Origin of the sequence: Paenibacillus typhae (assembly GCF_900099765.1) — a bacterium.
Lineage (GTDB): Bacteria > Bacillota > Bacilli > Paenibacillales > Paenibacillaceae > Paenibacillus_AQ > Paenibacillus_AQ typhae.
Genome location: NZ_FNDX01000009.1, coordinates 118,277 through 143,787 on the forward strand (window position 1 = coordinate 118,277; position 25,511 = coordinate 143,787).

General features: G+C 54.5%; 13 protein-coding genes. 5 read left to right on the forward strand and 8 right to left on the reverse strand.

The genetic code is table 11. From position 1 onward, the window contains the following. Positions 1–105: 105 nt before the first annotated feature. The 3 genes from BLR64_RS10555 to tlp all read left to right on the forward strand — a co-directional run bounded on the left by BLR64_RS10555 (position 106) and on the right by tlp (position 5,947). Positions 106–1,338, forward strand: coding sequence for an MFS transporter (locus tag BLR64_RS10555; protein ID WP_090714075.1), 1,233 nt, complete (start codon positions 106–108; stop codon positions 1,336–1,338). 36 nt (positions 1,339–1,374) lie between these two features. Then, positions 1,375–5,613: a sulfite reductase subunit alpha gene (locus tag BLR64_RS10560; protein ID WP_090714076.1), complete on the forward strand. Its 4,239-nt coding sequence runs from the start codon at positions 1,375–1,377 to the stop codon at positions 5,611–5,613. Positions 5,614–5,722: 109 nt separating this feature from the next. Further along, entirely contained in the window at positions 5,723–5,947 is a 225-nt protein-coding gene (gene tlp / locus BLR64_RS10565; protein ID WP_090714077.1) for a small acid-soluble spore protein Tlp, read from the forward strand. 193 nt (positions 5,948–6,140) lie between these two features. On the opposite strand, the gene BLR64_RS10570 is transcribed toward tlp, so the two are convergent. After that, positions 6,141–7,040, reverse strand: a complete 900-nt coding sequence (locus BLR64_RS10570; protein ID WP_090714078.1) for a fumarylacetoacetate hydrolase family protein — start codon at positions 7,038–7,040, stop codon at positions 6,141–6,143. Between the two features lie 232 nt (positions 7,041–7,272). Here BLR64_RS10570 and BLR64_RS10575 point away from each other — a divergent pair, with 232 nt between their 5' ends. Together BLR64_RS10575 and BLR64_RS10580 are read left to right on the forward strand one after the other, a co-directional pair. Next, the gene (locus tag BLR64_RS10575; protein ID WP_090714079.1) at positions 7,273–9,027 is read left to right on the forward strand and encodes a cache domain-containing sensor histidine kinase; all 1,755 of its coding nucleotides are present in this window, start codon (positions 7,273–7,275) and stop codon (positions 9,025–9,027) included. Beyond that, positions 9,017–10,711 (forward strand): response regulator, encoded by a 1,695-nt coding sequence (locus BLR64_RS10580; protein WP_090714080.1) that lies wholly within the window; start codon positions 9,017–9,019, stop codon positions 10,709–10,711. Before BLR64_RS10575 ends, BLR64_RS10580 begins: the two co-directional genes overlap by 11 nt. 299 nt (positions 10,712–11,010) lie before the next feature. On the opposite strand, the gene BLR64_RS10590 is transcribed toward BLR64_RS10580, so the two are convergent. The 7 genes from BLR64_RS10590 to BLR64_RS10620 all read right to left on the reverse strand — a co-directional run bounded on the left by BLR64_RS10590 (position 11,011) and on the right by BLR64_RS10620 (position 25,400). Next, positions 11,011–12,564: a hypothetical protein gene (locus BLR64_RS10590; RefSeq protein WP_090714082.1), complete on the reverse strand. Its 1,554-nt coding sequence runs from the start codon at positions 12,562–12,564 to the stop codon at positions 11,011–11,013. 51 nt (positions 12,565–12,615) lie between these two features. Then, positions 12,616–15,366, reverse strand: a complete 2,751-nt coding sequence (locus BLR64_RS10595) for an FAD-dependent oxidoreductase (RefSeq protein WP_090714083.1) — start codon at positions 15,364–15,366, stop codon at positions 12,616–12,618. Positions 15,367–15,385: 19 nt separating this feature from the next. Continuing rightward, positions 15,386–16,222, reverse strand: coding sequence for a carbohydrate ABC transporter permease (locus BLR64_RS10600; protein ID WP_090714084.1), 837 nt, complete (start codon positions 16,220–16,222; stop codon positions 15,386–15,388). Between the two features lie 3 nt (positions 16,223–16,225). Beyond that, on the reverse strand, positions 16,226–17,209 hold the full coding sequence (locus BLR64_RS10605) for a carbohydrate ABC transporter permease (protein WP_090714085.1): 984 nt from the start codon (positions 17,207–17,209) through the stop codon (positions 16,226–16,228). Positions 17,210–17,264: 55 nt separating this feature from the next. Further along, positions 17,265–18,785, reverse strand: coding sequence for an ABC transporter substrate-binding protein (locus BLR64_RS10610; protein ID WP_167360646.1), 1,521 nt, complete (start codon positions 18,783–18,785; stop codon positions 17,265–17,267). A 196-nt stretch (positions 18,786–18,981) separates the two neighbouring features. Continuing rightward, entirely contained in the window at positions 18,982–22,215 is a 3,234-nt protein-coding gene (locus BLR64_RS10615) for an alpha-mannosidase (RefSeq protein WP_090714087.1), read from the reverse strand. A gap of 32 nt (positions 22,216–22,247) precedes the next feature. Further along, complete coding sequence (locus BLR64_RS10620) at positions 22,248–25,400, reverse strand: alpha-mannosidase (RefSeq protein WP_090714088.1); 3,153 nt, start codon at positions 25,398–25,400, stop codon at positions 22,248–22,250. Positions 25,401–25,511: the final 111 nt, after the last annotated feature.

Genomic DNA, 25,511 nt, shown 5'->3' on the forward strand with positions numbered 1-25,511 from the left:
GGCAACGGGGCCGATTAACACAATCCGCAGGTATGCGGGTTCTGTCAGTCGGCCCTTTTTTGTCAATTTACTTACTTGGGGTTTATTAAAAGGAGGATGTCAGCAATGGAAGCAAAAAGTTTTCGCAAGGCGGGGCATGCCCCGAGTCTGTTATCAGCTTTTTTGTACTTTGACGTAAGTTTTATGATTTGGGTACTGTGCGGAGCGCTATCGCTCTATATTACCAAGGACTTCGGATTGTCAGATACCCAAAAAGCAGCCATGGTCGCCATCCCTATCCTCGGCGGTTCGATCTTCCGGATTCCCATGGGGATCCTGGCAGACCGCATCGGGAGCAAAAAAGCGGGCCTGACCGGGATGTTTCTCACCATTATCCCCCTCCTGTGGGGCTGGCTTGGCGGAAGCAGCCTGCTGCAGATTCATATGATCGGATTCCTGCTAGGTTTCGCAGGTGCGAGCTTTGCCGTATCGCTGTCCCTTGCAAGCCGCTGGTACCCTCCGCAATATCAGGGGCTGGCGATGGGTATTGCCGGTGCAGGAAATAGCGGAACCGCGCTGGCCACCTTTTTCGGACCGCAAATCGCCCAGGCTTACGGATGGCACAGTGTGTTCGGATTCGCGCTGATTCCTTTGGGGATCGTAATGATTGTTTTTGCTGTATTGGCTAAAGATGCACCAAATGCCCCTGCGCCCAAACCGCTCAAAGATTACCTCAGCGTCTTCAGACATGCGGATACCTGGTGGTTCTCGATGTTCTACGCCATTACCTTCGGCGGGTTTGTCGGATTCGCCAACTATGCGAGCATTTTCTTCTATGATGTATACGGCGACGGCGCACACCCGGGAGGGCTGACCAAAATCCAGGTAGGATACCTGGTCACCATTACAGTCGTCGCGGGCAGCTTCTTCCGGCCTTTAGGCGGATGGATTGCGGACCGGATTGGCGGCATGCGCCTGCTGCTTGTTTTGTACAGTGTAATCTCGGTATGTGCGTTTGCTATTGCCTCAATGCCGGGTTCATTCCTGGTAATGCTGCTCTATACCAGCGTGATGATGGCCTGCCTCGGAATGGGGAATGGCTCGGTCTTTCAGCTCATCCCTCAGCGCTTCTCCAGTGAGATCGGAGTCATTACCGGCATTGTCGGTGCTGCAGGAGGTCTTGGCGGATATCTGCTGCCGACTTACGTTCTGGGCCCGTTGAAGCAGTCCACAGGCTCACAAGTTACCGGATTTCTCGTGGTTGGTTCCATTGTGCTCCTCACTACGCTTATCTTCTACGCTGTAACAAGATCCTGGAGAAAATCCTGGGCGAAGGCAGAATCCGGGGTTAATTTCTAATCAGCTCGTACAAAAACTTCGGGGCGGTGAACTCACATGACAACTGGCAAAGTTAAAAGCGTCTGTCCTTACTGCGGGGTTGGCTGCGGGATCATACTCGAAGTAACCGATAACCGCGTAGTTAAAATCACCGGGGATAAGGAGCATCCGGCCAATTTCGGCCGGTTGTGCACCAAAGGCAGCACCGCTGCAGCTGCGATTACAGAATCCGGCCGGATCGAGTATGCCTGCATCCGCCCCTCCCGGGGGGCTGAACCTGTAAAAATGGAAATCAGCGCAGCCATCTCCGAGACCGCGAAGCGGCTGCGCAGCATTCTGGAGGAACACGGCCCGGATGCACTCTCCGTCTATGTATCGGGGCAAATGTCGCTGGAGGCCCAGTATCTGATTAACAAGCTGGCCAAAGGCTTCATCCGGACGCCGAATATTGAGTCCAATTCACGTCTGTGTATGGCTGGTGCCGGGAACGGCTACAAGCTCTCCCTAGGAGCGGATGGCCCTCCGGGTTCCTATCAGGATATGGATCAGACCGATTTATTCTTCGTTATCGGCGCCAATATGGCCGATTGTCATCCCATTCTGTTCCTGCGGATGATGGACCGGGTGAAGAACGGCGCGAAGCTGATTGTTGTTGACCCCCGGCGGACGGCAACGGCCGAGAAAGCCGACCTGTTCATGCAGATCCGACCCGGAACGGATCTGGCCCTGCTCAACGGACTGCTGCATCTGCTGGTTAAGAACGGCCATACAGACCCGGCCTTTATCTCCCGGTTCACCTTGGGCTTTGAGAGTATGGAGGAATTCCTGGAAGATTATCCGCCGGATAAAGTCTCCGAAATCACCGGCATCCCGGAAGCGGTTATCCGTAAGGCAGCTGAGTGGATTGGTGAGGCGCCGGAGTGGATGTCCTGCTGGACCATGGGTCTCAACCAGAGCATCCACGGCACCTGGCACACCAATGCTATCTGCAATCTGCATCTGGCTACAGGAACGATCTGCCGTCCGGGGAGCGGTCCCTTCTCCCTCACCGGACAGCCCAATGCCATGGGCGGCCGGGAGATGGGCTACATGGGGCCGGGCTTGCCCGGACAGCGTTCTCTGGTGTCTGAACCTGACCGCAGCTTCATAGAGAAGCTGTGGGAAATTCCCCAAGGCACTCTTCGGACAGATGTCAGCGGCGGTACCATCTCCATGTTCGAAAGTATGATTACAGGCAAGATCAAAGCCTGCTGGATTATCTGCACCAATCCAGTGGCTACCGTTCCGAACCGTAAGAAGGTCATTGCGGCCCTGGAAGCAGCGGAGCTGGTCATTACCCAGGATAGCTTCCTGGATACCGAGACCAACCGGTGTGCGGATATTATGCTGCCCGGAGCCCTATGGGCTGAAGGTGAAGGCGTGATGATTAATTCGGAGCGCAACCTGACCCTGATGCAGCAGGCCGTGAAGCCGCCTGGAGAAGCCATGCCGGACTGGCAGCTCATCGCCCGGGTAGCCGCTGAGATGGGTTATGCTGAGGCTTTTTCCTACTCATCTTCAGCCGAGGTCTACGCGGAAATCCAGCAGGCCTGGAATCCGAAAACAGGATACGACCTGCGAGGGGCAACTTACGAACGGCTGCGGGAAACGCCAGTGCAGTGGCCGAGTGCGCCGGATCAGCCGAACGACCGGAATCCCATCCGGTATCTGAACCGTCAAAGCGGCACAGGACAGCTTGTCCATTCAGATCACAGTTCTCCGGATCTCGTGTTCCCGACAGAAAGCGGAAAGGCTGTATTCTGGGCACGTCCGTATATGCCGCCTGCAGAGCTGCCGGACAGCGACTATCCCTTTGTACTGAATTCCGGCCGCCTGCAGCATCAATGGCATACGCTGACTAAAACAGGCAAAGTCCAGAAGCTCAATAAATTGAATCCGGGCCCCTTTGTGGAAATCCACCCGGAAGATGCTGAATCCCTGGGAATTAAAGACCGGGAGGCGGTGGAGCTCCGCTCGCGGCGCGGGCTGGCCATTCTTCCCGCGGTTCTTTCAGACCGCGTGCGCCCCGGCAACTGCTTTGCCCCTTTTCACTGGAATGATGTCTTTGGGGTACAGCTGGCAGTCAATGACGTTACTAATGATGCCGTCGACCCTATGTCCTTGCAGCCCGAGTTGAAATTCTGTTCGGTGTCTCTGGTCAAGTCCGCGGTTCAGCCTGGCGGGGAACTGCATACGCCGGCCAAAGACCAGAGTCTGGCTTCACAGCCAGCAAGCACTGAGACCGTCCACCCTGAGGAGGCCGTAACGATGAAGCAGATCGACACACTCGCAGGACTGCTAGGGATTGAAGCACCCGCAGCCCTGAATCTGGATAGCCGCGAACAGGCATATCTGTCCGGCTTCCTCACCAGCCTGCGCACCGAGGCTGGCCGGACCACTTCCAATATTCCGGTTCTGCCGTCCAGCGCACCTTTTGAAGCGCCAACCCGCTTCTATGTAGACGGCCTGCTGGCGGGCATGTTCTCCCGCGCCCCGCTTCCCGGGGCGGACGAATACGCAAGAACAGAAATGCTAACAGACTCAGCCCCTTCGAAGCCTGCCCCGCTGACGGAGAGTACCGCTGCTGCGGTCAAGCTTCCGGTAACTATTCTTTGGGCTTCCCAGACGGGAAATGCGGAAGGTGCAGCCATTGACTGCGCCAGGAAGTTACAGCAGGCCGGTTATGATGTACGGCTCGTAAATATGAACCAATACTCCGTGAGCGATCTGACCAAGAACCGGTTTGCCCTGTTCGTCGCCAGTACCTTCGGAGCCGGAGATCCTCCGGACAATGGCGAAAGCTTCTTCCAGTCCCTTCGGGCTGAGAATGCCCCGCACCTTCAGGATCTGCGTTATGCCGTACTCGCTTTCGGAGATTCCAATTACGATCTTTTTTGCGGCTTCGGGCGGAATCTGGACACCCGTCTAACCGAGCTTGGCGCGCAGCGGCTGCTTGACTGTGCCCATTGCGATACAGACTTTCAGGAGCAGGTGGATGCATGGACGCATGATATTTCTGAACTATTGAGCGGATTTACAGATAGCCCGAAGCCCGGTGTACCTGCCGCAGCAAGTGATACGTCGTCCACTCCGGTTGCCGTATCCGCCCAGGTTGTCTCAAGCCCGGAACCGCGCGGATATCACCGGAACCACCCTGTACCGTCCAGGCTGCTGTTCAAGCAGCACCTAAACAAGGCCGGATCTGAAAAAGAAACCCTCCACTATGCCTTCGACCTTTCCGCTGCCGGAATCCAGTTCGAGGCCGGCGATGCTCTGGGCGTGTGGCCTGCCAATTGTCCTGATCTGGCCGGCAAGCTGCTGAATACACTGGGCATTGAGCCCTCTACCCCGGTGCTGGTCAAAGGCCAGGGACAACTGCCGGTGGCCGAAGCGCTGCTCCGTCATTTCGAGATTGCCCGGGTGACACCGGATATGCTCCGGTTCATCCGTGACCGCTCTCAGGATGCCCGGTTAAGCCTGCTGCTAGAGAATGAGAACCCGGCGGAGCTCAAGCAATGGCTGTGGGGCCGTCAGCTGATCGATGTGCTGCAGGAAGTTCCGGTTTCGCTCAGCGCACAGGAGCTTGTGGAGCAGCTTAAGCCTTTGCAGCCCCGTCTCTATTCGATTTCTTCCAGCCCGAAAGCCAGTCCGGACGAGGTTCATATTACCGTTTCCACCGTCCGCTACGAGAACAACGGCAGCCCCCGCAAAGGAGTATGCTCCACCTTTCTTGCAGACCTTGCTACAGAGGATACGGACATCCCCATTTTCATTCAAAAGAATGCCCATTTCCGCCCGCCGGCTAATCCCGATGCCCGGATGATTATGGTCGGTCCGGGTACTGGCATTGCACCGTTCCGTGGCTTCCTGCAGGAGCGCAAAGCATCCGGGGCCAAGGGAAGAAATTGGCTGATCTTCGGTGAACAGCGGGAGGAAAGTGATTTTTATTTCCGCGAAGAGCTTGAGGATCTTCAACAGGAAGGTTTCCTGCACCGGCTGGATACGGCCTTTTCCCGTGATCAGGCTGACAAAGTTTATGTACAGCACCGCATCCTTGAGCATGGAGCCGAGCTCTGGGCCTGGCTTGAGGAAGGCGCGCACTTCTACGTATGCGGAGATGCCCGGCAAATGGCCAAAGAGGTAGATGCCGCGCTGAAAATGGTTATCCGGCAGCACGGCGGCATGACAGCGGATGAAGCGAATCATTATGTAAAAGAAATGTCCTTATCCAAGCGGTATGCGCGGGATGTTTATTAAGCAGAAAGTGTTAGATCATATGGAAAAAAGATGCATAAAATCGTCCGGCAACGATCAACCTACAGGTTAGCGACCTTACGGCGCGTTAATCACAGGAGGCGAAATACAGATGGCAAAGCCGGATAACCGTGCAGACAATGTGGAACATTTACAGCAAAGTATTCAGCACACCATGCAAAACCTGAATGAAGCCGAAGACTATTTAAACGAGTTTTCTTCTGAAATCAGCAGCAAAGAACGTGAACAAATCGAGGCAAAGAACGAACGACGCAAAGAAAGCATCAAAGGCTTCCGCGAGGAAGTTAAGGACGAAGCCGCGCATTCCGAGGAGTAGACAGCTAGTGGCGATGCCCCCCATTTTACCGGGGTGGCATCGCCATTTGTTCCTGAGGAAGACTTTCAGGCGGACGCTAACGTCCCTCCAGCTCCAATATTCCCCTCCGGCACTTTCCTCCATGCAAAACAAAACTTCCCTTTACCGCAACCTCTGCTGAAGTGCAGAGATCAAGGTTTAGCTTGGTAAATAATTAATATGCCGTCATCATATTGGTCAAACTGCCAAGCTTTTCAATCTCAATCGTTACAACATCACCAGCCTGCAGATATACCTGCTTCTCCGGCGGATACCCGAGAACTACACCCTCCGGTGTGCCAGTGAGAATGATGTCTCCCGGCTCCAGTGTCATATGCTGTGAGGCGTAGCTGATGATTTCATCGCAGTGGAAGATCATATCCGACGTGTTGGATGATTGCCGTACCACACCGTTCACACTGCACGATATCCGGAGATTGTTCGGCTCCCGTACTTCACCTGCAGTGACCAGATAGGGCCCCACAGGGGCAAACTTGTCACAGGTTTTGCCGAGCAGCCACTGCTGGGTCTTAAACTGCAGATCGCGGGCAGACAAGTCGTTCGCGCAGCAATAGCCGAAGACGTAATCAAGCGCATCTTCCTTGCTCACGTTGCTTGCTGTACGGCCGATGACAATTGCCAGCTCAGCCTCATAGTCTACTTGCTGTGATACCGCAGGTAAAGGAACATCCTCCAGATGCCCGGCCAATGCATTGTTAAATTTGCTGAACAGAATCGGGGTCTGCGGGATCGCTGATCCCGTCTCTTCCGCATGCTTGCGGTAGTTGAGGCCGACACAGAGGATTTTACCAGGATTAGTCACTGCCGGTCCAAAGATGAGTCCGGATTCATCAAGCAGCAAATGGCTGTTGTCCGGGTTACCGGTAACGAAACCGGCAAGGCTAAGCAGCTTATCGAGAACTGCAGCTCCGCCTGAAACAGCCTGGTGGATATTTAAGCCCGCCAATTCCGCCTGACTGCTCGCTGCCGCAGCACCGGCAACGTTCACAACCCCCGAATCCGTATGTATACCGAGCCGGTAACCGCCGTCTTGCACATAATTGAGCAGCTTCATCGTAATCTCTCCTCTTTGCATAGTGAAATCTTACATAATCGTATTGCTTGATATTCCGATGATACCATGAACAAGAACTTATGCATGCCATAATTAATCTAAGTCCGTCGCGTATCCTACACAGCTACGATCAGGGTGGATAAATCTACCCGCTTTGCCTCATGCATTGACAGTGGCGAAAAAGGGTCGTTAAACTGGTCTTACAGGTCAAAAATGCGGAGGATTGCCGGCTATGAGGAAGCTGCTGCTTTTTATGCACAAAATCCGCTTTAAAATGTTCATCATCATTCTCGCCTGCATGCTGACGGTTGCGCTGTCCATCAGCCTGATCGCCTACCGGTATATTACCGATCTGCTGACCGAAAAACAGATGAGCCAGATGGAATCCTATTCGGACCGGCAGTCGGAACAGCTGGAGCGGATATTGTCGGATATAAAAGCCCCACTCGGCCAGCTGGCCGGAAAGCTGTCGGAAACCGACCAGTCGAGGGAAGGCGTTACCAATGTGCTCCGCATGTACCAATATTCCGTGTACCCTTTTTCCAGAGGCATGTATTTCATTGCTCCGGACTACTCGATCTATGAAACCGCACAAACCACTGTACTGCCGGAGCCACTTATGGATAAGCTGTTTGCTGCTGCCCGGACCTCCTGGACCTCACTGCAGACGGCCGGGCCTTACCAGTCGGAGAATAAAGGGCTTGTGCTGACGATTGCCGTAACCGTTTACAGAGGAATGGACATTCAGGGCATTCTCGCTGCCGACATCGACCTGCTGGCCCTGAACGAGCTGATTGCGGGCATGAATCCCTCTCCTACCACCTCCACCCTGCTGTTCAACCCGGAAATCCAGCCGATCCTCAGCTCAGTGAAAGTACGACAGGACGAATACAGCGGTCTTTTTCCCCAGATCAAAAGCTATCTTCAGCAGGCAGCCGACGGCGTCTTCCCCTTGTATACAGCGGATGAAGAATTTGTGGCTCTGTTCGGCAGCCCTAACTCCCAGAATTGGCGGCTGGTCAGCTTTGTTGACAAGCAGGACATTCTCGCTCCGGTCACTCAGCTGCGGGCTTATGCTATCTATCTGGTGCTCTTTTTTATCCTGCTGTCGCTGATAATCTCCTTCTTCCTTGCCCGTTACATCGACGGACCGATCTCCGGCCTGATTCTGCAGATGCGCCGTATCCAAAAAGGCAATCTGGGGCTGCGGGTTCAGCTGAAGCGTAAGGATGAGTTCCGTACGCTGGCGGACTCCTTTAACGTCATGCTGGATCACATCGGCGAGCTGATCGACGATAAGCTGAGGATTGAAAAGATGAAAAAGCAATACGAATTCCGCGCGCTTCAGGCCCAGATTAACCCGCATTTTCTCTATAATACGCTCAATTCCATCAATGCCCTGGTGGACCTGAAGCGGACGGACGAAATCGCCAAGGTGCTGCATGCGCTCGTCAATCTGCTGAATTATTCGATGGGCAAAGGAGAAGCGCTGACCTCACTGGGCAATGAGCTGCAGGGACTGAAGCATTACGTGTATCTGCAACAGATCCGCTACCAGAACAAGTTTGATGTAACCTTTGAGGTGGACGAGGAAATCCTTGATTGCCAGATTTTGAAGCTGACCCTGCAGCCGATTGTGGAAAATGCCATTTTTCACGGAATTAAGGAAAAACGGCGCGGAGACGGGCAGATCACAGTAGGCGGCAGTTTGTATAAATCCAAAATTGTACAGCTCTACGTTGAAGACAACGGCACCGGTATTGCACCCGGACGTCTTGCCGGACTATTGGAGCCTTCTGATACTGATATTCATGCTGCTGAAGAGCTTCCCCGTTATTCATCAATGGGGCTTAGGAATGTTCATGAGCGGCTGCAGCTGCAGTTCGGAGAGGCTTACGGCCTGAAAATTGAAAGTACCGAAGGGCTGGGGACCAAAATCATCATTTCTTTCACGGCCTTGAGAGGAGGACAGGCAGATGGGCATTAATCAGGTTGTACTGGACAAAATCCGCTGTATCGTTGTGGATGACGAGGCGCTGATCCGCGAGAGATTCCGCTATGCCTTTCCGCTGGAGGAGCATGGGTTTGAGATCGTAGGCGAAGCCGAGGATGGTGAAGAAGCGCTGGAGCTGTGCAGACAGCTCAGTCCTGACATTGTTATTACAGATGTCGTAATGCCCCGGATGAACGGACTGGAGCTGACGGAGGAGCTGAAACGGCTGATGCCGCGGGTTAAAGTGATTATTTTATCGAGCTTTCAGGAATTTGAATTTGCCCGCAAGGCGGTTATGCTCGGGGCTTTAGGTTATTTGCTGAAGGTGACCTCGGGATATCAGGAGCTGATTGAGATTCTCGACCAGGCACGCAATGAAATTGAAGCCGACCGGGAAAAGATGCTGCTGTCCATTGAGGAACGCAAGCATCTGCAGGACAGCCAGCCTCTGCTGCGCAAACAGCTTATCCTCGATATCCGCTCCGGCGCCGTGCAGTCCCTCTCCAAGCTAAACAGTACCTGTGATTTCGTGAACTGGCACCGGCCGGAGGCGGCTTTTGTAATGGGGATGGTCAGCATCGACCGTTATAGTGCGTTGTCCCGGACATTTCATCCCAAGGACCTCTCCCTGTTCAAGTACGTGATGATGCGGATCATTGAGGAGCTGGCCGACAGGAATCTGCTATGCAATGTGTTTGACTGGGACCAGCAAAGCATCGGGCTGTGGATTCAGCTGCCTGAAGCTTGCGTAGATCAGACGGAGCATCTGCTGTTCTATGAAAATATTTTGCATCATGCGAGAAAATATTTGCCGTTCACTGTTTCTGTGCGCATAAGCTCTGAATACCGCATGGATGCAGGTCCGCACGCCTGGCAGGCATCGTTCGGATCAGCCTTCACCGAGTTAGAGGAGTTGACAGCTGACTTGTTCTATCACGGGCACGGCGGGCTGCATGTTTACGGTGCCGGGGTAGCTTCAGGAGAGGAGCTTTCGCAGGGTAAAGAACAAGCTGCTGCAGCCCGTGCCTATAGCCCCGCTATGCCTGAACTTCCTGACCCTGCAGAACGGCTTGCCGGCTGGAGTGATCCGTCACAGCTTCAGCGTCTGGTGCATGACGAATACATACGTCCGGTTACCCGGATGCAGTTCCTGCCTGCTGAGCTGCTGCGCTGGATGGAGGAGCTGGCCATGCGCTGGACTACGGCGGATGCTGATTCCCGCAGCCGTTTTTACTCTGAGCTCAGCGGCATCGAAACCATTTTTGACGCTGAAGAATTTTTGCTGCGCTTGTTCTTGTGGAAGCAGAGCGCAAGCCAGCTGTCCTTCGACCAGCCTGTGCAGCGCAGTGAAATCCAGAAGGCACTGGATTACGTCGCCAGGCATTACCGGGAGCCCGTCAGTGTAGCGGATATCAGCGATTATACAGCCATTAGCCCGAACTACTTCAGCCATTTGTTTAAAGCGCAGACCGGTATCAACTTCTCCGATTACGTAACCCGCTACCGGATCGAGAAATCCAAACAGCTCCTGCGTGAAACGGATAAGCAGGTTGGTGAAATCGCCGAGCAGGTCGGCATACCCGATTACAAATACTTCGCCCGGATCTTCCGCAGGCTGGTCGGCAAGACCCCCAGCCAATACCGGGAGGAGGAAGGCTTCCATAAGGGCAAAGTCTAGTGGCGCATGTAAACAGGAGTACTCCCGCTATGTGTTCGGGAGTACTCCTGTTTGATGTTGCTGGCTGTTTGACCGCGTACGCCAGATTTGGCTGAATCAAGGGCATTTTTGCCCTTCATTTGAGCGCGACAGTCACATTTGGCTGAATCAAGGGCATTTTTGCCCTTCATATGAGCGCGACAGTCACACTTGGCTGAATCAAGGGCATTTTTGCCTTTCATATGAGCGCGACAGTCACACTTGGCTGAATCAAGGGCATTTTTGCCTTTCATTTAGTTGCTGCTCGCCCCTATATTCGACTAGAGCGCATCAGCCGCAACAATCAGTTCGAAAACAGAGCCGGCCGCGAACAGCGTTCCGTCCTTCGGCTTGAAGGTCACAGATGTTACGGCTGCGGTACTCTTCCAGCGTCCGCCGTATAATGACAGTCTGCTGCCGCATGTGCCGGCGATCGACAGAATATGCTTGTGGCGGTCCGTCTCGGCATGCCGGATAACGGAAAGTGTTCCGAAGCCGTACTGCCCGGCCTCTGCACCTGCACCCGTAATGACACCGAGCTCATTATCTGTCAGCAGAGCCGTCTCATTTTCGCCCTGATTTGGAGTTTCTCCATAAGCGGAAGCCCGGCGGATCGCATAACTGGCAGCCGAGCTATCACCATTCAGCTCAACCAGGAGTCTGTCTTCCTTTTCTGCGGAGTTGGTTCTCGCCACAACGACCGCACGCAGGCCGACAGCTCCCGCAGGAACCTGAAGTGTGACCGAGGCTTCACCGGAAGCAGAGACAACGTGCCGGGCTGCCGGAGCCTCTGCTTTATAGGCGCTGATGATGGAACCCGGCAGATAATATTCCCCGCCCATTCCGGGGAAATAATGCAGCCGGGTTAATGCTGCTGTATTTCTTCTGCGGCCGTTCTCCTGACTTACCGGATAAAAGATATCCTCATATGCCGCATGCTGGCTCATCCACGGCTTATGAAAATCCGTGCTGCGGTATTCCGGATACATGACCACCAGATTGCCGAAGGAATCCGCCGGAGCTGCTGCTGCTGTTGACCAGCCAACGCGTTTCTCGTTATAAAATTCGTCAATGACTTTAACATCCGCGATCCCTTCTCCCCCGAAACGATGTAGCGGATAGTTGGCGGCGGTGGTATCGTTGTTAAGCTCCTGATAGACCCGGTCACCTTGACGCGTAGACAGATTATGGCTGGACCGCAGATACATCAGCAGGACCAGATGGTTGGCATCAGTCGGCAGAGTACCAAAGGTGAATTTCCGGGTCTGCGTATCCGGCAGCCGGTCTGCCGCCAGAAGCGTTTCATTGACTGCATACAGGGTGATAATTGAGCCCGCAGCCCACTGGTTAACCCCGCCGGGTACATTTTGCCATGGACGCAGAGTGATAGAGTCAATTGCTTCCGTATTCTCCCAGGCTCCGGCATGACGCTGCAGTCTGGTCTCCAGAGAAGAGCCCATACTCTGCCACAGTTTCAGATTGTCTGTACGGAAGGCAAAAGGAAACAGCAGATACCCGCCCCCGTATCCTGCTGCTGATGGGGGAATATCCACGCCTTGCGCTACATTCGTATTCGTTGTACTGGTTGTGGTAACCGCAGAACCTGTGGCCGCAAACTCTCTGCGGTTATAGTGAGCAGCAGTATCCCCATTCAGAATGACCTCGCAGAATCTGCGCTCGGTGTATGTCTGAGCAGCACTGACTTCGATAATGAGATGACGTGTACCGTCAGGCACCAGTGCTGCCAGAGAACTGAACGTTACATCTGGTAATGGTGTGCCCTCCACCTTGATTTCAGCTACACGCATTAATGGCAAAGAAGATAGAATACTCATGAATAATCGCTCCTTTATATTGGAATAGACATTCTATGAACATAAAGCCTGCTACTTCTGCCAATCTAGCCTTTCAGGCGCAGCAGCATTAAGACCTGCCGCAATTTGCAGGGTAATCCATAAGCGCTCAGCCTTTTCCCCGCCAGCTGCTTCCAACCTATCCGACAGCCCCTCCGGCCACGGTTCATCCGCAATATAGGCGAGCGCAGCACCATCAGATATTACTCCAAGGTTCCGAAGTTTCTCAACCGCAGGCAGCATAAGCAGCTCACCTGTACCTGCTAACTCCGCAAATTCCAGGGGCCAGCGGACATCCAGATAAGCCTCCTCCGGATAATAACCGGGACGGAGCCGTAAAGACAGCCTCTTTCCGCCATGGTTCCATTCCATCCAGCTACATTCTGCCGTTTCACCAAAGGACCCGGAGCTTATCAAAACCGCAGTCAGTGTACCTGGAACGGCCTGCCCTTTAACTCCCGCCCGATCAGCCTGCCCAATAATTCTGCCGGCGGCAACCAGCCCTTTGCCGTTCTTATAAGCAACTTCAATAAGACTCCGCCCTACTGCCTTCTTCTCCTCCAGACAACGCGCCTCATACAGAACGCTTACCCCGGCATTCTGCAAAAGACGGTCTGCCGCCAGCTGCACCAATACAGGCTCCAGCTGCTCTCCGTTCCACGCTCCTTCTTGTCGCAGCAGATCAATCAACTCGTATGCGACTCCGCCAGCAGACTCGTCAAGCCCTTTAAAATAGGTCACTCTAGACCTCGTAACCTCAGTCATCAAAGCACTTCCGTCAGCAATCAGCACCACCTTCCTGCCTTGACGGCCCAACGCTGCCGCACCGATAACCTCTGCGGTTCCAGCACCAATCACCGCTATATCAAACTCACCAAGCAGTGGGACAGCCCCTTCCTTAACCGGCATACCCGTCTCGCTCCAGGGAAGAAGCCGGGCAACCGCATTGCGGACATACCCCCGCGGATCGGCCGCAGCACCAGCCGCACCTCCAATGCCCCACCCTTGCTCCCCGGTCAATTTTGCCAGCAGCGCTGCCGCTCTGAGTTCAAGGCTCCAGCCGAGCGACTCCGGCCGGTCCCCGTGCATCTGGTAATCCATTCCAAGTTCACTGGATGATAGCCACGCCTCAACTGCACCGGCAGCCTCAGCACGTTCCCCGGCGCTCAGCATCGGACAAACCGCCGACAAGTAATCCAGCAAATAGGTGCTGTGAACCGCGCCCGGCTGCTCTTTAAATGCAGCCGCCGCCTGACTCACGCCAGCTGTGCTTTTCAGCATACGCAGCAGAACAAATGAGGCAATCCAGAACGGTACGCATTTGGGATGATTGCTGAGCTTATTCATATCCTTAGCGGTAATGCGTTCCAGCAGGTATGGAATGGCTTCTTCTCTTCCCAGCATAGCCAGTGTGATCGCAGCACAGAACCTTGCCTCCGGTGTGCCTTCATATAGCTTGCTTTCCAGCAAAACGGCGACCTGACGGTCCTGTGCAGCTTCAGCTGAACTGCCCAGCAGCCAGACTGCCTTCCACCGCTCGTCCGTCCCGAAATAATAGGCAAGCTGTTCGGCATGCGAAGCGGCGTTCTCCCTCCTCAGCTCTACACCTGCCAGCCCACCGCGCTTAAAGCGCAGGTTCCGCCCATGAGTCCGCTGCAGCTCCTCAGTCTCCAGCACTCCCCGTTCCACGAGCCGCTTCTGCAGCCCGGAGCGGTCCAGCTCACGCGGTGAAAACCCATAACGGATACTCATTGCAGCGGCAACACCTGCTGCCTCGCCGACCTTGTGCATATCCTTTTGCATCCGCACACCCATTCCAACATCCCGGTCTACAGACAGGGCGCGCCCGGCCACCAGCAGATTTCCGATGCCGGCAGGCAAAAGCGCCCCGTATGGAATATCGCACCACAGACCTTTGACGAACAAGCCCATGACTGCAATCCACAGCTGGCTGAATTCACTTTCATTCCCTGTATCAAAGCCGTGATTATCCAAATGGGAATAGCTGCGGCAGATCACCTCCGGCGAAGGCCGGTCTTCAATATAATCCTCCAGGGTTATTGTAGCGTCTCCCTCAATCAGCCCGCCTTCCCGGACCCCAAGCATAGATGAGACCGCAAAATAATGCGCCCCCTGTGCATACCCTTCCCGGACCCATTCACGGCCGCGGATAAAAGCCCGCGACACATCCCAGGGATCATAAGGATCTACCCATCCGGCATCCAGATTGTCATACCCGATCTCCCCGTCCAGCACTCTGCGCGGAATGAAGGAATAATTGTGATACACACCGTCCAGCCCGCGGCCATATCTCAGCCTGCCGCCTGCCATACGGACGAGATGGGCATTTCCGGTGCTGTCGATGGTAACCTGTGCATGAATTTCCAATTGCCCGTCCGGAGTCAAAACCCGCACACCGGCTACATTCTCCGCCTCTTTAATAACCTCATACACAACTGAATTCAGGTAAACCTCAATTCCCTTTTCCCGGCAGAGGGCGGCAAGCACCACCCGCTTGGCGTCTGGATGAAACCCCTTGGTTTTGCCTCCGAATATTGCAGCTGCCTCCGCGGTCCGGCGGTCAATCTCCTCCTGCAGCCCTCCGGGAGAACCGTAATAGTACCGGTGGATACCGCCTCGGGTAGCAACTCCGCCGAGTGCAGTATCATTTTCGATCAGGATGACCTTCGCGCCTTCCTCAGCGGCCGCAATGGCTGCCATACAGCCTGCTGTTCCGCCTCCAACAACGAGAACCTCCGTCCGGACGGATTTTGACTGGCCCATGCTTACACCTCCTGCCTGATTAGCCTTTGATGGAACCGGCCAGACCTTCGATGAAATAACGCTGCAGGAAGAGGAATACGATGATAATCGGCACCACCGACATAACCGCCCCCGCCGCCAGCCCGGTCCAGTCCACACTGTTCGTACCAAAGAAGTTGTACATCCCCACACCCAGCGTCCGCAGCGACGGCTTGCTTAAAGTGAACGTCAGCGGAACAAAAAACGCATTCCATGCCCCGATAAAGCTGAAAATCGTTACCGTGCCCAGAATCGGCTTGGACAGCGGAAGCATAATGCTGAAGAACATCCGGAAATAACCGGCCCCGTCAATTGTTGCGGACTCCTCCATCTCTTTGGGCAGCGAGGCAAAATAGCCGATAAACAGCAGGATAGAGACGATTTTTGACGGACCAGACTCAGCCAGGATAACCCCCATCAGCGTATTGTTGAAGCCCAGTCCGACGATCAGCTCGAACAGCGGAAGAATCGTGAAGCCTTTGGGCAGGAACATCGAGATGACCAGCATGGTCATGATCAGCTTTTTACCGGGCATGCTGCCTCTTCCCAGCGCATAACCCGCCATTGAGGTAATGATAAGCACGAGCAGGACAACCGAAGCGGTTACGATAACCGAATTGAAGAAGTATTGGTAAAAGTTAGCCAGATCCCACGCCCGTACAAAATTGTCAAGCGTCGGATCCTTGGGGATGACGTTAATGCCGCCCAGGAACATTTCACTTTGCGATTTGAAGGATGAAGAGATGATCCAAATAAACGGATAACTCCAGATTAGGGTGAAGGCAAGCAGCAGGACCTGGGCCGGCAGCTGTCTCAGAAATCGGTTTAGGCGGTACATGGCTTAGGCTCCTTTCGTGCCGGATCTGCGAGCAACTTTTCCGGTCAGCGCCTGAATGATAACAACAACAAGCACGGCCAGACTGAACAGGATGCCTGCTGCAGAAGCGAAGCCGTACCGGGAAGACCCGCTTTCGGGCTCGAACGCATAACGGAAAATATATGTCTGCACCACATCGGTCGCTTTTACCGGCCCGCCTTCAGTCATCGTACGGACCAGGTCAAACGGATCAAGGTTGTTGATAAAAGTGAGCAGTGTTATTACAAGGCCTATCGGCGCCAGCATCGGAACGGTAATCCGGAAAAAGCTCTGCACCTTGCTTGCCCCGTCGATTTTGGCTGCCTCATATAGCTCACCAGGAATCGTCTGCAGCCCGGCGAGCCAGTAGATCATGGGAGTGCCGAAGCTTTTCCAGACAGAAACAGCAAGCAATGTCGGCAGCGCTAGTGAGGTGGATCCGAGGAAATTGATCGGCTCATTGATCAGCCCTATACCCAGCAGCATTTCATTAATTGCGCCGCCCAGCGGGTTCAGCAGAATCGAGAAGATGACACCAATAACCGCTGTTGTTGAGATAACCGGCACAAACAGCAGCAGCCTGTATACATTTCTCCCCGCAAGAAACTGGTTGTTAAGAATGACTGCAACGATCAGCGCCAGCGGCATCTGGATCAGCACATGCGTCAGGGCGAACAGGAACGTGTTCATAAAAGCATTCCAGAAGCCCGGATCGGATGCGACCTCCCTGAAATTGCCGAGTCCGGCAAAGTCCGTAGGCCAGCCGATGCCGTCCCAGTTAAAGAACGAATAATACCAGCTTGCAATCATCGGCCACAAGGTAAAAGCAGCAAAGAACACCAGCATCGGCAGCACGAACAGGTAATGGTAGCGGTGCTTCTTGATCTGTTTGAACAGCTCCGCTCTTTTGGAGAGCGGAGCCTTGCCGGCGTAGGCAGGAATACTCTGCTGCGGTGTGCCGTAACCCATCGTGAATTCACTCCTGTCTGTTTCTGTATGGTTTCTAGGGCTTAAGGGTCAACGATTACTCAATGATGTAATTCTCCATCGGGTTCCAATCCGGATATTTCAGGTCATCTCTGCTAAATTCAATGCCGCCGTCGTTCGCAATCTTGATCTGCTCATCGATAACCTTGTTGGCTTTCGCATCATAATCTTCGGCCAGCGGCACCGGATCCTCGTTGCTAACCACTGCCTTAAGGAATACCTCCTGAATCTTCGGCTTCGGCATGGCATCGCTGATGCTCTTCGAGAACTGGTCATAGTTCTGATTATTCGTATTTACAGCCGGGGCCATCCGGATTGTCTCATCCATTACCTTCACAATCTGCTCCATGTCTGCGGACATCGCAATGCCTTCCATCGCCGCAGGCATCAGCACCAGCTCTTTGGCATACTCGTAATTCGCCCGTTCAAACTCCACTGATCCGAGGAAGTCCAGTACCTTCCATGCGGCTTCCTTCGACTTCGACTGTGAGCTCATCGCATACCGCGGCTCGGCAATCGTCGGCGTATCGCGGTATCCGTTCCGTCCGGCATCGGGTACAGGTGCAGCCGCAATACCCATATCCATACCCTCATTCAGCTTGCGGATTTCCTCCGCCTGCCATGCCGCCCCGATGAACATCGCTACGCGTCCGGCTGCGAACTGCTGGTGCATCTGCGCGGTATCCCAGTTCTCCCAGCCCGGTGCCACGATCTTCTGCGCGTTCAGCTGACGCAGGATTTCCACGACGGGTGTTGCTGACTTCGACGAGAACTGACCGGTTTTCAGGTTGATGATCGTGTTCCCCTCGTACCCGATTACACCGCCTTCAAGTCCTGAGCCGAGGCCTGAAACACTAAGTCCGAACACCGCCGGCGCTTTACCCATCATGGCGAAGCCATATACCTGGCCTTTGCCTTCTTTTGTGATCTTGGTCGCTGCTTCGACGAATTCGCTATGCGTCTTAGGCGGCTCGCTGTAACCGTACTGCTCCAGTATGGTCTTGTTGTAATACAGCGGTCTTACCTTGTCGAAGCGCGGGTCGCGGACCGGAATTCCGATAACCTCCCCGTTCACCCGGGTCTGACTGGTTCTGCTGAAGGCCCCTTCCGGGAAGCGGGCCACAAAAGCATCATCGATATAGCTGTCCAGCGGCTCCACCCATTTATTGTCGTATACCGTTCTCGCCTGCGGCTGGCCGCCTTCAATGAAGAAGATATCGGGGCCTTCGTTAGCGGCAAAGGAAAGCTGCAGCGCATTGTTATACTGCTCCGTCGGATTAGCAATGACCGTCACCTTGACCTCTGGATTCGCTTTCATAAAAATGTCCATTTGTTCCTTATAAAAGGCTTCATCTCCCGGTCTGGCCGAAACGATCGAGAAATTCACCTTCTGCACTTCAGCGGCTGTAGCCGCAGGTGCCGTTGTAGCCGCCGAACCTGACGGCGGTGTTGTTGCATCGCCGCTTCCGGCATTGTTATTGCCGCCGCAGCCGGCCAGTATCCCGGTTAGGACAAAAACCGCAGTCAGAGATCTCATCAGTGAACGTTTTCTTGACACTTGCATGCACTCCCCTTTGTTTAGGATCGATCATCGCTGGAACCTGTTCCTCTAGCTTACAGTGTTATTGTAGCAAGCGCTCACAAATTAACGTATCCCATGCATCTACGATCCGGGTGGAAATATCTATCCGCTTGTGCCGCCACAACAAAAAGCAGCTCCTCCCAAGGGGAGAAGCTGCTTACTAGATAAGCTATCAGTGAATTACTGCTTTCAGTGTAACCACTTCATAGGGTGAAAGCGTGCGGGTTACCGTTCCGTTATTTACCGGCAGCTGCGGGTTCTCCACCGGCTGTTCCATCAGATTTGTCTCGGTGACCCTGACCGGACTGCCCCCCGCACCGTCAGCCGGAGCTTCCCCGCTTGCCTGCTTCTGTCCCTCTGGTCCGCCGGAGAAGGCCAGCCCCATTCGCTCCCTGCCGCCGCCGGATTCATACAGCCGGATTACCGCTCCGCCTGAGTCCTCGGCTATTTTGATTGCATCGACAATACCGTACCGGCTCTGCACCTCCAGTAATGAAACAGTAGAAGGGCGTACGCCCTCATGTGCTGTTGTGGCGAACAATGTCAGCGGCTGATTGAGCTCGAAGCCTTGCCGGACCACACCCCCTTCTCTCCAGCCGCCCTCATGCGGATACAGGGAATACGTGAACTCATGCACCCCGATATCAGCGGTGATGTCCGGCCAGCGCGGGGAGCGCAGCAACGACAGACGCATGACACTGCCCTTGATATCATAGCCGTATTTGCAGTCGTTCAGCAGGCTTACTCCGTAGCCGCCTTCCGACAAATCCGCCCAGCGGTGTCCGCAGACCTCAAATTGGGCCTGCTCCCAGCTCGTGTTGGTATGGGTCGGCCGTTCAATGCTGCCGAACGGGATTTCATAGACCGCCTTGGCGGAGTGGATATCTACCGGAAAAGCTGCTTTTAACAGCTTGTGCTCCTCATGCCAGTCCACCCGGGTTTCAAAATCAACGCGGCGGGATTGATGGTGCAGTATAAGACGCTGTTCGATCAGCGAATCGTTCAGCTGCCAGGAAAATTTCAGGATGTCCCTGGTCTTTCCTTGTAGCAGGACCTCACTGGAGAGCAGAACGGCTTCCGCCGCCGGTTGCTCCGCAAAATGAGGATCAATATCCCAGGCATCCCAGACCGTCGGGCGGTCATGGAACAGCTGCAGATGATTAGCTACAGCGCCAGGCGTAATCAGCTCCCGGCCGGCCGCTTTATCCAGCCAAGAGACAATCCGCCCGGAGTTGTCAAATTGTAAGCTGTAATTCCCTGTTTCCCAGCTTTGCAGATTTGCAGCAGATCTGGCAATCTTCAGTCCGGCGGCAGCTTCTACAGTCCCGCACGTAAGTGTCTCCGCCTCTTCATCCGTCTTATCCCGCAGCCAAACCGTAGTATAGCCCAGCGAAGGCACCTCCCCCGGACAAAAAATCATCTGGTAACTGTCCTTTGATTGCAGCAGATCGAATGGCAGCGGGTTTCCGCCGGCGTCATACGGGTCTTTGTTCAGCAGCTCGGCTCCTCCGGTCAGTATGGCAGCATCGCTGCGGTTCCAGGAAAGGCTGTTAAACAGAATCAGCGGAGTTCCTGTTCCCCGGGTATCTGCAGCTGCAGCCAGTGCCTCAAGCCCACTGCTAAGCGCTTCTTTCCCGCAGCTGAATATTTTCTCATAATGCTCAGCCGATTTAACATACACCTCGGGGATCGAAGTGCCGGGAATAATATCATGGAACTGGTTCAGCAGCATGAGCTCCCAGCCTTCCTGGAGTCCGCCCTGCTGCAGCTCCGCACATTCCTCAAGTGTCGCCGCACCGGACAGATAGGACAAGGAGTTCCAGATTTCGGCTTCACGGTACAGTGCCTCAGCCTTGCGGTTCCAGCGCTTGTTGCTACCGTGTGTCGTGTAGGTTCCCCTGTGCAGCTCCAGGTACATGTCGCCCGACCAGACCGGAAGCTTCGGAGCAGCATCGCGGACGCCGTCAAAGAAATCATGGGCCGTGCTGAACCGGCTCACCGGAAGACCGGGCAATGCCGCAGAACGGCCAATGACCTCCAGCATCTCCCGGGTCACGCCGCCCCCGCCGTCCCCGTATCCGTAGAGCAGCATCTGCTCCGGATGGGCTTTTTTCTGTTTATAGCTGTCCCAGTGCTCACCCACATCTCCCGGGAGTGTGTTCTCGTTAAGGCCATGATTCAGGAAGGACAGAATTTGGGTTCCGTCAATGCCCTCCCAGTAGAACAAATCGTACGGAAAAGCGTTCGTGTCGTTCCAGTTCATTTTGGTGGTCATGAAATAGTCCACCCCGGATTTCTTCAGCAGCTGGGGAAGGGAAGCGCAATAACCGAACGTGTCAGGCAGCCACTCCACCCGGGAGGTTTTGCCGAATTCCCGCTCATAGAAGGCCCGGCCGTACAGCAGCTGCCGGACCAGCGATTCCCCGGAAGGGATGTTCAAATCCGGCTCCACCCACATTCCGCCGACAAGCTCCCAGCGTCCGTCTGCTACACGCTTTTTGATACGCTCATACAAGTCAGGAAAATGCATTTTTACATAAGCGTACAGCTGCGGCTGGCTTTGCGAATACAGGTAATCATCATAATGCTCCATAAGCGTGATAACGGTTGAGAAGGTACGGCTGGTTTTACGGACGGTCTCCTTCAGCGGCCACAGCCAGGCGAGATCGATATGAGACTGGCCGACCATATGCATCGTTCCGGCGTCCCCCGGATTCCGGCTGCCCGCGGCGGCCTGAAGTTTGTTCAGCAGCTGCTCCTCTGCCTGCCGGAAGATTTTCTCGTCCGCCTCCGCAGAGTCCCCGATAAACAGAATGGCATCCTCAAGCGCTTGCTCAAGCTGAAGACGTTCAACCGTTCGCTCCGCCAGCCGGTTCAGGGTATCCAGACATACGGTCACTGTGAAATACAGGCTTTCTGCAGCCGGGTTTACAGTCACCAGGCGGGCTTCCTGAAAATGCACCGGCGGGGCATCATTATCCTTCTGGCCGTTTAAAGGATCGTCAGGAATCAGAGGCACATGGTACAGCTCTACGCACAGCTTCAGCTCACCGCTTGCCGTAAGCTCCTTGGACAGAGGGACAAAGCTTCTGTTCTTGTCGAGTCCGTGATAAGGCGATCCGTTAATGGACAGCAGTCCCTCTCCCCCTGCCTTGAATATAATACCGGCTTTTTCGTCCGCCCAATCCTCCGGTATTTGGACTGCCGCTTCCAGAAACAGCGTCTCTCTAACCTGGCTCTGCAGCCGGCCGGGAGCGGCGGTCTCCTTTTCAGCATCATACCGGTACTCTCCTTCATCCGCATAAAACGCCCTTTGCAGGGACCATTCTCCAATGTCACGGCTTTCCTTAATCCAGCGCAGCTGCAGCTCTTTCTGCAGCCGGTTCACTCTTCTGATCAGCGGCATGTTCATTCCTCCCGGGTAATGAGTTCGCAGAGCTATTCAAAGAATTTGATAAGCAGGGTATGAATTTCATAAGGCTTGAATTCAAGCTCAATTTCGCCGCCGCTGGTAACCCCTCCCTGAGGGCGTTCCATGAGATCGCACAGCTGCCAGGAATGGACGGCATATCCGCTGCCAAGCTTGACTTTCCGGCGGCCGCCGAAGAATTCATGCAGCCGGATCACACAGCTGTCACCCTGCTCAGACCATTTGACGGCATCGATGGCGACTCCTGCAGCGTCCGTACGGAACAGCGATTTGCCTGTTGCTCCGTTGAATCTTCCCTGTTCAGCCCGCAAAGGATTATTAAGCATCCACGCTTCCTCTGCAGTACGGCCCTCTGCCCAGTCCCCCTCATGCGGAAGCAGACTGTACGTGAACCGGTGTTCACCCTGGTCGGCCTGCCAGTCCGGTGCGGTTGCTGACTTGATCAGCGACAGGCGCATCACATGATCCTTGATGTCATACCCGTACTTGCAGTCATTAAGCAGGCTTACTCCATAACCCCGCTCCGACAGATCCGCCCATTGATGCCCCACACTCTCAAAACGCGCATAGTCCCAGCTTGTATTCCAGTGGGTCGGGCGCTTCACATTACCATACTGGATATCATAAGTGGCCTCTGTCGAACGGACGTTTACCGGAAAAGCAACCTTAAGCAGCTGATGCTGCTCATGCCAGTCAACCAACGTCTCAAAGTCGATCCTGCGGCTTCCGGCATACACCTTCACCTTCTGGATAACCGTGGAGTCCATGTACTTCCAGGAAAACTGTAACACTGCTGCCAGCGGGCCTGACTCAACCAGTTTGATGGAGACAAGTCCGGTGATTTCCCGTTTTTTCTCCTGATAGTACAGATCAATGTCCCAGGCATCGTACTGCTTCGGCTTATCCTCGAACACCTGCAGCACATTTCCGCATTCACCCGGAGCGAGCACCTCACGGTCAGCATCACGGTCATACAGACGGCATAGCTGGCCTGAGGCGTTCCATTCCATAATATAATGGGGCGTAGCCAGAATGGAGTTTTCCCATACAAAAGAGTCCGTTTGAGCTTCTGGTTCAACATGGTCAGTAAAATGTGCACTAATGACTGCTGTTGCCAGCATCGGAATCTCCGGCGTTTCAATCAGCCATTCGTTGCCCAGCTGCTGAGCGTTCAGCAGTGAACCGTTTTCATCCCGCCATTGTCTGTGCTCCGAATCTTCGGCAGTCACGGTAAGCAGTCCTGTATGATCAAAGGAAGCCCCGTTAAATACCGTATACACTTTTTTGTCTGTATCCTGATCGGAGAAACCTGTTAAGGCCTCTGCAGCTGCCCGGGCCGCCTGATTACCAATTTCCTCTGCTTCCGCATACTCGGCGCGCGAATCCTCGTAGACCTCACGGATGGAGGAGCCCGGGATAATATCATGGAACTGGTTGCGCAGGATGATTTTCCAGCCCTCATCTAATTCCTGCTTTGGATACCTCACAAAGCTGCCCGACTCGGCAGCCAGCAGCACCTGAAGCCATTCCGCTTCACGGTACAGCAGCTCCAGGCGGCGGTTCATTTTTTTATTGTAAGCCTGGCTGGTATATGTTCCTCTATGGTACTCAAGGTATAGTTCACCATCCCACGTATGGACATACTGGTCCGTGCTGCGGAGGGTCTCGTTCAGACGCTCAAAATAATCATCCGCCCGGCCCGGCTTCACATTAGGCACCCCCGGTATGGCATCGAGCCGGCGCCGCATCTCCAGATGCTCCCGGTTAACCCCGCCGCCGCCGTCCCCGTATCCGTAGGCCAGCAGCAGCTCGCGGTTCAGGTTTTTGTCCCGGTAGGAGTCCCAAATGCCCTGAACAGCAAACGGTTCCATTAAGCCGTTGTAGGTATAATACCAGGCGCTGGATTCCGGGCCTTCCGGTGTTGTAATAAAGTGGGCGAGCACCTCGCTGCCGTCCATCCCCCGCCAGTGGAACGTATCATGCGGCATGCGGTTATACTGGCTCCAGCTGATCTTAGTTGTCATAAACGTATCTATACCGGATTTGCGCAAAATCTGCGGCAGCGCCCAGCTGTAGCCAAACACATCCGGCAGCCATAGATACTTACATTCCACACCGAACTCTTCCCGGAAAAATGTGGTCCCGTACAAAATCTGACGCACCAGCGATTCGCCGCTCGTCAGGTTACAGTCTGCCTCCAGCCACATCGCTCCGCCGGCTTCCCAGCGGCCTTCACTGACCCGTCTGGAAATTTCCGCATACAGCTCAGGGTAATCCTGCTTGATGTAATCGTACAGCTGAGGCTGTGTCTGCAGAAAAATATATTCCGGATATTGCTTCATTAATCTCAGCACAGTGGAAAAAGAGCGCGCCGCCTTCTCCCGGGTATGCGTCAGCCGCCACAGCCAGGCAACGTCAATATGGGTATGCCCTATAGCCGTTACCGTTACCGGATGCTTCTGTTCCATCTCCTTAAGCCGCGCTGCCAGCTGCTCATCCGCTTCCCTGACTGAAGCATAAAAAGCTTCGCTGCCCGGCCTTGACCAGTCCAGCAGGCGGAAGGCCCGGTCCAGCAAGGTCTGCAGCTCCTGCTTCAGCGGATCACTGCCGCCCAGCGACCGGTATACGGCCAGCATCGCCCGGCCGGTGTAATACAGATTGTCGGCTGCCTCATCAAGCCATGCGAGCTCCGCCCGTTTGATCCGGTGCTCCTGCGGCACCGGCAGCCCGCCGCCTTCAAGGCCCGACCATAGCCGGAAGGTGAAGCTGACTGCCGTACCGGCCGTCTCCGGCTCCAGAAAAACCTCCTGGTGATTGGAGTCCACCCCCTGGTACGGCTTCCCGTTCAGAAACAGCAGAGACTCGAAGCCGCTGTTATTTCCGCCGCCCGTACGGCCGAAATCGAACAAGCCGACGATACGTTTGTTCTGCCAATGTGCCGGTACCTCTACCATCCTGTGCAGCCAGAGATACATGTCCCTTCCCGTCCAGTAATCACCAACCTGGTACGAATCGCCCTTCTTCAATTCCGGCGGGTATACGCCATTTGCTCCCTCAACGTCTTCAAGTCCAAGCCATTCTGTTAAGACAATAGCCTCCCGGTACCGGTAGCGCTCCAATTCGGCGATTCGTGCATCAAGCTTCTCATCTGTCCAAAACAACGCTTTCATCCTCCTTTATATAACACGTGTTATATGCTAAAAAGAAAAGGCAATCCACTATGGGCTATGCCATTTCCAGTGCGGTCCGGCTGATGGCCGGGTCCGCTTTTT